Raw genomic sequence first — 12338 nt, 5'->3', positions numbered from 1 at the left:
ACGCACAAGGCTCCCTTTATAGGGGAGCTGGCCGCCAAAGGCGGTCTGAGAGGTTAAAGGCCGGTCCCTACAATTCGGCCACAGGCCGTATTTTTTGCGACCTGCGAACTGCCGTCTGCGAACTGCGTTCATTTCACGAGTCTGTCGCGGCGAAGCCGCATCTGAGTCCGAGGCGGCCTGCGGCCTGCGAACTGCGACCTGCTTTTTCCTTCATGCTATAATAAGGTTACCATGCTGAGAGAGGAGTCATCATCATGAATGAAAAGATTGAGCAATACGTACGGAATCACGGCCGTGATTTTATGGAATGGCTTTGTGATATTATTTCTATTCCTTCACCGACCGGACATGAACAGGCCAAGGGCGAATGGATATTGAATCTTTTGCATCAATGGGGCGCCGCCGGGGCGTATCGTGATGCCGCAGGAAATGTGGTCTATCCCTGCCATGTAAAAAGCGGTGAAAAGGTCGCCCTTTACACCGCTCATATAGATACGGTATTCCAGGATTTGCAGGAAATCCACATCCGCCAGACAGGTCACATTTTGTCAGCGCCGTCGTGCAGCGACAACAGCGCCAGTATCGCCGGTCTATTATTTATCATCAAAATGTTCCACGATTTACAGCTCACGCCGCCACAAGGTCTGCTCTTTGCCTTCGACGTCGGCGAAGAGGGCTTGGGCAATCTCAAGGGAATGCGGCAGGTCATGGCCGATTGGCACGGCCGCATTGCCGAAGTGGTCGCCGTCGATTGTACTTTCGATACTTTTGTGACGACAGCTGTCGGCTCCCGCCGCTATGCCGTCACCGTCGAAGCCGCCGGCGGCCACAGCTGGATGCATTTCGGCCAGTCCAATGCCATTGCCGAAGCGGCCCGCATCATCAGCCAGCTCTATGCACTGTCCGTGCCATCCCAGCCAAAGACGACGTACAATGTCGGCACCATCACGGGCGGCACGACGGTCAATTCCATTGCAGCAAAGGCCGTGTTCACTGTCGACTTGCGCTCGGAAAATGCTGATGAACTGGACAAGCTGGACCAAACTTTTCAAAGCCTCCTGGCCCATACTGAAGGGGAAACGGTCCACATCAAAACCCAGCTGCTCGGCGAACGGCCCTGCAGTCGCCTGGACACCAATCCCCTGGCAGACCGCATCACGGCCATCCGGCGGCGCCACGGCCTGCCGACGCCGTGCATTGCCGGCAGCACCGATGCCAACATTCCCATGGGCCAGGGTATCCCGGCCATTTCCTTCGGTTTCTGCCGCAGCCACGGGGAGCATACCCTTCAGGAATCGCTGGACGTCGATACCTTTGTGCCCGGCATGATCCAGATGTTGGAATTCATGGGAGTGTAAAAAAAAGGCTTGTCGCATATGCGACAAGCCCTTTTATCGTAGGGGCCGTCCCAAAGGGCGGTCCGTTGTGGCTAGTTGTTAGTGATTAGCAAATGGTAAAAAATTTAGCGAGGCCTACCGTGCGTTGGCTTCGCCACGGAAGATAGTGCCGCGGCTGGCGTCTACGGTGACGACTTCGCCGTTTTCCAGGGTATCGGCAGCATGGGCAGCGCCGACGACGGTCGGGATGCCGAGGGTGATGGCGACGATAGCCGATTCGCTAGTGAGGCCGGCTTCTTCGGAGACGATGGCGCTGGCCCGTTTCATGTAGTCGACGAAATCAGCGCGGGCCGAACGGACTACGAGGATGCAGCCGTCGGTGAAGTTCTTTTCCAGGTCTTCTTTCGATTCGGCGATGCAGACTTTGCCGATAGCCGAATTCCGGCCGATGCCGGTACCGCGGAGGAGGACGTCACCGACGACCTGGACGCGGATCATATTGGTCGAACCGGCTTTGGCAACGGGGACACCTGCCGTGAGGACGACGAGGTCGCCGGCTTTGATGAGGTCGTTGTCGAGAGCTGCAAAGATAGCATTGTCGACGACAGCATCGGTGTCGCTGGCTTCTTTACCGGTGACAGCCTGGACGCCCCAGTTGAGCTGCAGGCGGCGGACGATGGCTTCATGCGGCGATACGGCTACAATCGGGCAGGCCGGACGGAATTTAGAAATCATCTGAGCTGTGCCGCCGCGTTCAGTCGAAGCGATGATGGCTGCAGCGTGGAGGTCTTGGGCAATCTTGACGACGGCTTTGCCGATGGATTCCGTCGTCGTAGCCGATTCAGCGTCGACGTCTTCATAGGACTTCGGCGTGAAGTTGCTTTCCGTAAAGGTTGCGACGCGGGCCATGGTTTCTACCGCTTCCACCGGATAGAGACCGCCAGCCGTTTCGCCACTGAGCATGATGGCATCGGTACCGTCGAGGATGGCGTTGGCGACGTCGCTCGTTTCAGCACGGGTCGGACGCGGGTTGTTGCACATAGATTCCAGCATCTGCGTAGCCGTAATGACCGGTTTACCTGCGGCCTGGCATTTATGGATGAGGACTTTCTGGAGCATCGGCACTTCTTCTGCCGGGACTTCGACGCCGAGGTCACCGCGGGCGACCATGATGCCGTCGCTCATCTTGATGATGTCGTCAATGTTGTTGACCGCAGCCTGACATTCGATTTTGGAGATGATCTTCATATGGCTGTCGTGTTTTTCCAAAATCTTGCGGATCGTCAGGACATCTTTGCCGCGCTGGATGAAGGAAGCGGCAATCCAGTCCATGTTCATGCGGCAGCCGAATTCGATATCGTCGGCGTCTGTATCGGAAACAGCCGGCAGGTTGATGGCAATGCCCGGTACGGCAACGCGTTTACGGTCGCTCATCTTGCCGCTGTTGAGGATTTTCGTATGGATGTCTTGGCCTTCGACGCTGACAACTTCCAAGTTGACCAGGCCGTCCGACAAGAGGATGTGGTCGCCGGCTTTGACGTCCTGCGGTAATTCTTTATAGTTCATGGAGGCAATAGTTTCATCGCCTTCTACGTCACGGGCCGTCAAGGTAAAGTCTTTGCCGGCTTCCATCATGATCGAACCATTTTTAAATTTGCCCAAACGGATTTCCGGGCCTTTCGTGTCGAGGAGCAGTGCAACCGGGATACCCAGTTTCTGAGAGACAGCGCGGACCATGTCGATGCGCTGTTTATGTTCTTCATGAGAACCATGGGAGAAATTAAAGCGGGCAACGTTCATGCCGGCTTTAATCATCTTTTCGATAATTTCCGGGGTATTGGAACTGGGGCCTAAGGTGCAGACGATCTTTGTTTTTTTCAGCATACAGATTTCTCCTTTTCTACTCACGTACACGTAACGATTGACGTTTCTGTTCCTAGTGGTGCGTTTTTTGTCCCACTAGTGCAATATACGGCTATTGCTCACTGCGATTGTACCGTATTCCCCACGATAATGCAAGGATTAGTTGTGTAAATACTTTATGAGGACGCAGGCCGCAGGCCGCCGCAGCAGGACGGCCTTACGAACCACTAGCCACTAGCCACTAGCCACTAGCCACTAGCCACTAGCCACTAGCCACGAAGATTTTACCACAAATGGACGCGCTTCTGCGGTTCGACATACATGCCGTCGCCGGGCTGGATGCCATAGGCCGTATAGAAGCCATTCGTCGACGACAAGGCGCCGTTGACGCGGGCTTCGCCAGTCGGATGGGGATCATTCTGGACCAGGTAGAGCAGCAGCTGGTCGGTCATCTTGGTCGCAAATACCGTGGCAAAGGTGCGGTATAAGTCGCGCAGCATCCCTTGGTCGTCATGGGCCAGTTCCGTCGCAACCGACAGGCCGCCGCAGTCGGCAATGGCTTCGTTGCTGACGAGCTTGCCATTTTCATGGAGCCCCTTGCCGAGGGTATAGCGATCGTAATAAGGACCGAAAGCAGCCGATAATTTCTGGAAAGCTTCATAGTCTTTTGCCTTCCACCAGTTCTTCAAGCGGCCTTCGCTGTCGTACTTGCTGCCATTCGGGTCAAAAGCATGGGAAATCTCATGGCCAATGACGACGCCGATGCCGCCCAGATTGGCACCGCGTGAAGCTTTGGCATCGTAGAACGGCGGCTGCAGGATACCGGCCGGGATGGTGATGCTGTTATTTTCCGGGATATAAGCGGCATTGACATCTTGCGGGTCAAAGGCATACCATTTGTCGGGATTAAAATTCGTTCCCAATAGCGCATGGACCTGCTGTTTTTCCAGGACGCCGTTGTGCATGACATTGGCCAGCAAATCGCCGCCATCCTGTGGAGCAATGACGTCAGGCATACTTTCGATGATAGGTTTGTCATCTTCAGCCGGACCGCCGACAAAGACGCGCAGGTGGCTGAGCTTGTCGACGGCTTTGGCCCGCGTCGCCTGACTGAGCCAGTCATTGGCTTCCAGCCGCTGCTGATAGACGTCGCGGATTTCATTGATCATGGCCTTCACATCGTTGATGATGGCCGCCGTACAGTGATTCTTCATATAAATCTGGCCGAATTCATAAGACAGCATGTTCTGGACCATGCGGCTCGCCGTTTCCTTGTCATCCCGCGCCTGGGCGATGCCGAAGCGCTGGAGGGCATAATTGCGCTGCAGATCCCGCAATTTGATATCCGCACTGGGCGCAAAGCCGCTATAGACCTGATAGACAGCATAGCTCTTGAGCAGGTCGAGATTCTTAGGCACATAGAGGGCGTCGAACTGCTGTAAATACTCCGGATTCGATAAGAAGAATTGTTTTTCTTTATTCAGGCCCAGGTTGGTCAGGACCGTCTTGCCGCCCATATTGGGCATGAGTTTTTCCAGATTCCCCCGCGACATCAGGCGGTTCTGGACAGTCACGTCATTGCGCTGTTCGCTCGTCAGCAAGTGTGGCCCCAGGCCCTTTTCCATGGCGAAGATGGCTTCGCTGTGAGCCGCCGCCTGGTCCGGCGCTTCTCCGGCTTCTTCGAGGATATGGGCGACGTATTCCCGATAAGCCTTCCAGGCTCCGGGCTGGGGTTCTTTTTCCAATTCATCCTTCGTAAAGGACGGCGTCACCGTCAAGATACGCGGCACATAACGCAGGCCCGTCGGCAGGCGGTCGACGGTGTAGCCTACGAAGATATCCGTCCCGGTCTTGGCACTGACAGCCTGCAAGGCCGCCGTCAATTCCGGCAGGGTCTGGGCTTTTTCAATGGGACAGGTCAGTTCCTGCAGATGGGCGCGGGCCGTGGCGTTGCGCTGTTTATTGTCGATGGCGCAGGCGTAGAGGTCGGCGATTTTCTGTTCCGGCGTCCCCTTGGCATAAGTTCCCTGCTTGGCGGCGACCGTTTCCAGTTCCTTGCCCAGGGCTTTCTTATTTTCTAAAGACCGTTCAGAAAACCAGGACCAAGAAGCTTCCGTCGGCCGGATTTGCTGAGCTGCTAACGTCTTGCTATTGACAGCCTGATAAAAATTATCTTTTTCGGACACAGCATCGCTGGCCTGGACGGACCCAAAGGCCATGAGAGCCAACAGTACCATCGTCGTCAGCCGCGTCTTTACCTTATATTCCATATATATGTCTCCTCCCTGACTCCCTGTTTTATGACAATGCCGGGTCCTTGACCCCATTGGCAGCAAAGGCAGCCGCCCGGTCGCGGCAGGTCCCGCAGACACCACAGGGCTTGTCGCCGCCTTCATAGCAGCTCCAGGTCAATTCATAAGGCGCGCCCAGGCGCAGGCCTTCTTTGACGACGCCCGCTTTGTTCCACGATAACAAAGGCGCTTCCAAGTGGCAGGTCCGGCCAGAACCTTCATAAATGGCCGTGTTCATGGCCGTTTCAAATTCCGGTGTGCAGTCCGGATACGCCCGGCCAGCGGCATCATCGGCATGGGCACCGTAATAAATGACTTCCGCGCCGACGCTGACGGCGACGGCTGCGGCAAACGACAAGAACAGACCGTTGCGGAAAGGCACATACGTATCAACCGTCCCTTCGCCGCTCTTCTTGGCCAGCTGATCTGCATACGATTCATGGGCAATCGCCTTATGGCTGCCCTGCAGGAGCGAACAATCGCTCAGAGAAAAAGCCTGAGACAAATTGACCTCCTGCTGCTGCACCCCGTAGTAAGCCGCCACCTTGCGGGCCGCTTCCAATTCCTTGGCATGTTTCTGGCCATAATAAGCCGTCAACGCCAAGACGTCTTCCTTTTTATATTTCGTCAAAGCCATGGCCAGACACGTCGTAGAATCGACGCCGCCACTGAGCAAAACAACACACTTCATGAGGAGACCCCCTTTATTCATGATAAACCGTATACACCATAGTATAACACAGAATCAGTGGCTCGTGGTTCGTGGCTCGTGGTTCGTAAAAACATACCACCATAATCGAATGGGCTGTGAGCAAATCTCGCGGTCGTAGGGGACGCCCAGAGGGCGTCCCGCTACGCGCTGAGGGTTTCCCGAAGCGTCGTTGTCGGTTTGAGTTTGTTGCGGCGAAGCCGCATCTGAATCCAAGAAAACGCCGGCCGCCGGTCGCAGTTCGCAAAACCATGCCTCATTGACCAGTTACATATATTGGCTGACTGTTCGCGGCGGGACGCCCTTTGGGCGTCCCCTACGTAGCCCCAGTCGGGGCATTTTTAACATAGAAAAAGGCTGTCACAGAGTGATAGCCTTTTTCTGTATTGGTATTGGGTTGGAAAGCGGATTAATGGTTAGCCGGATGGCCTTCGTGGACGCCTTGTTCAGCCGGTGCAGCAGTACCCGGAATGGGAGCGGCACCGAGTTGTCCGCGGCGTGCCTGGGAGATGATGCTGTGGTTGTAGCCATAGCCGAAATAGATGGCCAGGCCTAACAGAAGCCATACGACGAAGCGGATCTGCGTAACCAGGGGCAGCATGTAGATGAGGACACCGCAGAAGGCGATAGCCAGGAGCGGAACCAGGGGAACGAGCGGACATTTGAAGGCGCGTACCTGGTTCGGGTTCTTCTTGCGAAGGACAATGACAGCAGCCGAAACGATGATGAAGGCACAGAGTGTACCGATATTGGTCATTTCAGCGACGATGTTGATTGGCAGGAACCCTGCCGTAATAGCCGTAACCACGCAAACCAGCATGGAGCTGCGGGCCGGAGTCTTATATTTCGGATGGACGTGGCCGAAGAATTTCGGCAGCAGGCCATCGCGGGACATGACGAAGAGTACGCGGCTCTGGCCAAAGCTCATGACCAGGAGGACCGAAGTCAGGCCGCAGATGGCGCCGACAGAGATAGCCGCAGCACCCCAGTGATAGCCGACGGCCTGGAGGGCAAAGGCAACCGGAGCTGCTGTCGTCTTGAATTCGAGGTACGGAACCATGCCGGTGAGGACGGCCGATACGGCGATGTACAGGACCGTACAGATGATGAGCGATAAGATAATGCCGCGGGGCAGATCTTTCTGCGGATTTTTGACTTCTTCAGCTGCTGTGGAAACGGCATCGAAGCCGATATAAGCGAAGAAGATGATGGACGCGCCGGCGAAGACACCCGACCAGCCATAGGGCATGAAGGGAACCCAGTTGGCAGCATCGACGTGGCTGAAGCCTAAAGCCAGGAACAAGGCGACGACGGCCAATTTGATGCCGACGATGATGTTGTTGACAGTTGCACTCTGGCGGACGCCGTGGATGTTGATGAAGGCGATGACGCAGAGGATGAGGACGGCCGGCAGATTGACGATGCCGCCGTTATATGGAGCCAGTGTCAAGGCTTTCGGCAGGACGAGGCCCAAGTTGGTGAGGATATTATTGAAGTACCCGGACCAGCCAATAGCGACGGCCGATACGGCAAAGGCGTACTCTAGTATCAAGTCCCAGCCGATGACCCAGGCCCAAAATTCACCGAGGGCGACGTAGCCGTAAGTATAGGCACTGCCGGCAACGGGAACCATGGCGGCAAATTCAGCATAACACAGGGCGGCACAGCCGCAAGCCAAAGCTGCGATGATGAAAGAAATGATAAGTGCAGGACCGGAATAATTGGCAGCGGCAACGCCGGTCAGAACAAAGATACCTGTACCGACGATAGCGCCGATACCGAGCATGGTCAGGCCAAAAGTACCGAGGACGCGGTTCATGCCGCCGTCTTGTTTCGTTTCCGAAATAAATTCACTGATACTTTTGGTTCTAAAGATGTGTTTCGTCATAGAACCTCTCCCCTTATGATTGTAAAGTATCGTTGACTCCCCTATGGATTGACCGGATAGTCAATCGTTCAACTGCCTTTTATTATACTCGTACATTTTAATTTGTAAATGTTTTATCCTAAATTAATTATATTTTTATATTTAAAATTAAAAATAGCAAAAATATGTTCAATCAAAAAGTTAAGGTAAACTATAATATTAATACGCTTAAATCATAATCTATTTATCCAGTGTTTTATTTAAAAAGATTAAATCATCCTGGTAATCTATATCAAATAATTCACCTTTTCTTTTGGGATAATAGACCCAGGTCTGAGGACGCTTCAGAAACTGCCGGCCTCCCGTATCGCCGCGCAGGGTCAGGAGTCCCGGTCCATAAGGGCGGCGGAAAACGGCAGGGCTGCAGCGCCGCTCGCCGTTATGCATACAGCCTACAGCTGCGCCAGAGGCCAGGAACTGCCGCAGGAAGTCGGCAATCGTTTCTGCCGTCAGCAAGGGCTGGTCTGCCGGAAAAAAAGCCCAGGCGTCGGCTTCACTATGAGCCTGGACGGCGCAGCGCAAAGACGCAGCCATACCTTCTCCCGCCTGACCGTTCCATATGACGTCAATGCCCTGAGCCTGGCAGGCTGAGGCAATGGCATCATGAGCCGTCACGACCGTCACCTGACAGTCGATACCGGAAGATGGCAAAAAAGCCTGTGCCGCCTGGCACAGGCTTTTCATTCCATACGTATATAAAGGGCGTCCATGAACGAACACTTCCAATTTATGGCTGCCAAAACGGCGGCCGAAGCCGGACGCCATCAAGACTAACTGTATTTTCATTTCGCTTCCCTCATTTCCACTGGATACGTCGTCACTATTCCTGGCCGGGACAGGCCGCTCAAAATCCGTTTCCCCGCCTGCTGCCGTTCATCGTCGGCCTGGTTGAGGACGACGGTCGTCCTGTCTTTCCAGGACCCGATGCGGGCCAGGCAGCCGGCTTCTACAATATAGGCCAGGAGGCGTTCGGTCACGACGGCTTCCGGATTGAGATGCAATAACTCCCAGCGGAAACAGACGTCCTTCACGATCCGTCCCACGGCCGACAGGCCGGCCAGGCAGTATACATCACGGCTGTTGGCCGGGATGACCGGTTCATGGGGGCCCATGACCTTCAAGGGCAGGCGCCGTGAGCCATCGCCTTCGACGAGGACGACGTCGGCAGCCGCACATAAACGCAGGTAAACATCCTCGCCGGGCCAGGTGATTTTCCCGTTCAGCCCTTCCTGGCCGACGACGATGATACCGTCGCGCTGCCATTGGCTCTGCCAGCCTGCCGGCAAAGCGGCCGGTACGAACCATCTGCGTGGCCGCTTCATATGAGTCGTCGTCACGACGGCCACGCGGCGCCCGGCAGCCCGTTCCTGCCGGGCCCGGGCAAAGATACTGGTCGTCTTGCCGCCGGCACCGATATAAGTGTATACCTCGGCCGTCATGGTTTACGGTAGCGGCTCTTTTCCCGCCCTTCCCGCTTGGCCCGGACGGCAATGAGTTCGGCAGCGATGCTGATGGCGATTTCTGCCGGCGTCACGGCCGAAATGGCCAGGCCGATAGGCGCGTGGCAGGCATCGATTTCGGCAGCTGAAAAACCGTCGGCCAGGAGTTTCTCTTTGACAAAGGCCAATTTGCGGCGGCTGCCGATGACGCCGAGATAATACGGCTTGATGGCCAGCATCTGGCGCTGGACATCGTAGTCGCCGACGTGGCCGCGGGTCATAATGCAGACATAGTCATCCTGCGTTACGCCGAGGTCCGCCGGAAGGGCTTCATAATCAGCTTGGTAAACAGCATCGGCCTGGGGGAACAGAGCCGGATCGGCAAATTCCGCCCGGTCATCGACGACGATGCAGGAAAAGCCGATACTGGCCAGGACCGGGACCAGGGCCTGAGACACGTGGCCGCCGCCAAAGACGAAGACCCGTCCCGGATAAGTCAGGGGTTCGCTGTACCAGCGCCGCTGGCCATCCGCAGCAAGGCCGGCTACATTCTGACGGCACCAAGCCGCATCGACGGCCTGCAAAGCCGCCATCTGGCCGCAGCCCTGCACCTGGCCTTCCCGGACCAGGGCCATGCCCCAATGGGCTTCATCGCTGACATCCAGGGCCAGCCACGACGCCGTCTTCTGGCGCAGGGCCTGGATGATAGCGGCCAGTACATCCAGCAGGCCCGGCAGGGCCGGGTCGAGGTATTGGCAGAAGACGGTCAATTCCCCGCCACAGGCAGCGTTGATATCTTCTTCGTCATTGGGGTGGAGGATGAGCCGGCGAAAAGCCGACTGGCGGCTCTCCAGGCATTGCCGGCCGGCCTGGATGGCCAGATATTCCTGATAACCGCCACCGACAGTACCGGCCGTCGTCCCATCGGCAAAGACGGCCTGATGGCTGCCGATGCCGCGGGGCGTCGAGCCCTGGCTGGCGACGACGGTCAGGAGGACAGCCGGCTGGCCGGACTGCAAAGTTTCATATAATCGGGTATAGAAAGCTTCCATGATATCACCTATATAAGAGTAAAATAGCCTGCCCATCGACAGTGAGGCAGTCCGGCAGGACAGCCGGCCGGTCGGGCTTGGCGAAACGCCACCAGATATCCGGCGTCCCGCCTTCCTGATGGGCATAGCGGAACTTGACGATCCATTCAAAGGGCTGCTCGATTTCCTCGGTCACGACGATGGGCCTGGCATTTTCGCCGTCGCCACCGCAAAAGGCGTGGCCGCGGATGCCGATGGCACAGAGGTCGTCGCCGACAGGCCGTCCCGTCTGCAGCGTAATCTGCCACGACGGGATGAAGACGGCTGTCGGTCCGGCCTTGCGGGCCGCTACGATATTCTTGCAGCCCGTCAGGACCGCTGCCGCCCGGGACTGGGGATCGGCAAAGAGTTCCTTTGTCGGCGCACAGGCCGACACGCGGCCGTCGTCTAGGACGGCGATGGACTGACAGAGTTGATAGGCTTCGTCGCGGCTGTGTGTCACCAAGACGACGTCTTTCGGGAATTGACGCAGCAAGTCCTTGAGTTCTGTCATGACCTTTTCTTTTAAATAACTGTCCAGAGCGCTGAAGGGTTCGTCCAGGAGCAGGATGTCCGGCTCATTGACCAGGATGCGGGCCAGGGCCACGCGCTGCTGCTGGCCGCCGGACAATTCGGCCGGTTTCTGTTTCTCCAGGCCTGTCAAATTCAGGCGTTCCATCATGGAACGGACCTGCCGGCGGGCGTCAGCCTTGGACGAAGCCGAGCGGACGCCGCAGCGGATGTTGTCTTCGACGGTCATGTTGGGGAACAGGGCATAGTGCTGGAACAGATAGCCTACGCGCCGCTGCGGGACGGGGACATTGATATGGCGCTCGCTGTCGAACAAGGTCCGCGCCCCGACGACGACTTTGCCTGCATCAGGCTTTTCAATACCGGCAATGCACTGCAGAGTCTTGCTCTTGCCACAGCCCGAAGCGCCGAGCAGGCCGAGGATGCCGCTCTCATGATGGAGCTTCACATCCAGCGTAAAAGAGCCCCAGTCCTTATGGACATCGATATCGATCATGCCAGGCGCCTCCTTTCACGGCTGCGCTTTTCAAAGAGATTGACTGTCAGCAGGACGACGGCGCTGATGGCGATGTTGACCAGGACCCAGATGAAGGCGCTGTATTCGTCATTGGTCCGCCACAACTGGTAGACCGTCGTCGAAATGGTCGCCGTATTCTTGGGGATATAGCCGATGAGCATACTCGTCGCCCCGTATTCGCCCAGGGCCCGGGCAAAGGCCAGGACCGTCCCGGCGATGATGCCCTGCTTGCAGTAAGGCATGCGGATATGCCAGAAGATGAACGTATCCGACAGGCCCAGGGTCTTGCCACTCCAGGCCAGGGTTTCGTCGAAACTCTCAAAGGCCCCGCGGGCCGTGCGGTACATGAGGGGAAAAGCGACGACAGCCGACGCCAGGACGCCGCCATACCAGGTCATGACGAAGCGGATGCCCACGTCATTGAGAAAGATGCCGACAGGGTGCTTCAAGCCGAAGACCAGGAGCAGCAGCCAGCCGCAGACCGTCGGCGGCAGGACCAGGGGCAGTGTCAGGACGACATCGAGGAGCCCTTTGAGGACCCGCGGCAGGCGGGCGACATAATAAGCCAGGGCAATGCCGCTAAAGAAGACGAGGACACAGGAAATAGCGGCAATGCGCAGGCTGTTCCAAAGGGGATACCAGTCCATAAGCAGC

10 protein-coding genes are annotated in these 12338 nt (G+C 56.6%); 1 reads left to right on the top strand and 9 read right to left on the bottom strand.

Features of this window, described 5'->3' with window-relative positions; translation table 11 throughout:
• Nucleotides 1-254: 254 nt before the first annotated feature.
• The gene (locus ACFWUB_RS06845; RefSeq protein WP_292282605.1) at nt 255-1358 is read left to right on the top strand and encodes a M20/M25/M40 family metallo-hydrolase; all 1104 of its coding nucleotides are present in this window, start codon (nt 255-257) and stop codon (nt 1356-1358) included.
• A 114-nt stretch (nt 1359-1472) separates the two neighbouring features.
• On the opposite strand, the gene pyk is transcribed toward ACFWUB_RS06845, so the two are convergent.
• The 9 genes from pyk to modB form a co-directional block, all read right to left on the bottom strand.
• On the bottom strand, nt 1473-3221 hold the full coding sequence (gene pyk, locus ACFWUB_RS06840) for a pyruvate kinase (RefSeq protein WP_302512078.1): 1749 nt from the start codon (nt 3219-3221) through the stop codon (nt 1473-1475).
• A gap of 263 nt (nt 3222-3484) precedes the next feature.
• Nucleotides 3485-5470, bottom strand: coding sequence for a M13 family metallopeptidase (locus ACFWUB_RS06835; RefSeq protein ID WP_416183705.1), 1986 nt, complete (start codon nt 5468-5470; stop codon nt 3485-3487).
• Nucleotides 5471-5498: 28 nt separating this feature from the next.
• A complete protein-coding gene (queC, locus tag ACFWUB_RS06830; RefSeq protein WP_020311779.1) occupies nt 5499-6182 on the bottom strand; it encodes a 7-cyano-7-deazaguanine synthase QueC in 684 nt (227 codons plus the stop codon).
• Between the two features lie 427 nt (nt 6183-6609).
• The gene (locus ACFWUB_RS06825) at nt 6610-8088 is read right to left on the bottom strand and encodes an amino acid permease (protein ID WP_020311288.1); all 1479 of its coding nucleotides are present in this window, start codon (nt 8086-8088) and stop codon (nt 6610-6612) included.
• A 219-nt stretch (nt 8089-8307) separates the two neighbouring features.
• Nucleotides 8308-8913, bottom strand: coding sequence for a nucleotidyltransferase family protein (locus ACFWUB_RS06820; protein WP_302681142.1), 606 nt, complete (start codon nt 8911-8913; stop codon nt 8308-8310).
• Nucleotides 8910-9566, bottom strand: a complete 657-nt coding sequence (yqeC, locus tag ACFWUB_RS06815) for a selenium cofactor biosynthesis protein YqeC (RefSeq protein WP_416183704.1) — start codon at nt 9564-9566, stop codon at nt 8910-8912. The genes ACFWUB_RS06820 and yqeC overlap by 4 nt, the downstream gene beginning before the upstream one ends.
• Entirely contained in the window at nt 9563-10618 is a 1056-nt protein-coding gene (locus tag ACFWUB_RS06810; RefSeq protein ID WP_416183703.1) for an XdhC family protein, read from the bottom strand. Before ACFWUB_RS06810 ends, yqeC begins: the two co-directional genes overlap by 4 nt.
• 4 nt (nt 10619-10622) lie before the next feature.
• Nucleotides 10623-11663 (bottom strand): sulfate/molybdate ABC transporter ATP-binding protein, encoded by a 1041-nt coding sequence (locus tag ACFWUB_RS06805; protein ID WP_416183702.1) that lies wholly within the window; start codon nt 11661-11663, stop codon nt 10623-10625.
• Nucleotides 11660-12331 (bottom strand): molybdate ABC transporter permease subunit, encoded by a 672-nt coding sequence (gene modB / locus ACFWUB_RS06800; RefSeq protein ID WP_020311293.1) that lies wholly within the window; start codon nt 12329-12331, stop codon nt 11660-11662. The genes ACFWUB_RS06805 and modB overlap by 4 nt, the downstream gene beginning before the upstream one ends.
• Nucleotides 12332-12338 lie beyond the last annotated feature (7 nt).

This window comes from Megasphaera sp. (assembly GCF_047831605.1).
GTDB classification, from domain to species: Bacteria; Bacillota; Negativicutes; order Veillonellales; family Megasphaeraceae; genus Megasphaera; species Megasphaera intestinihominis.
Note: the sequence above shows the minus strand (reverse complement) of the source record. Positions and strands in the feature narration are given on the sequence as shown.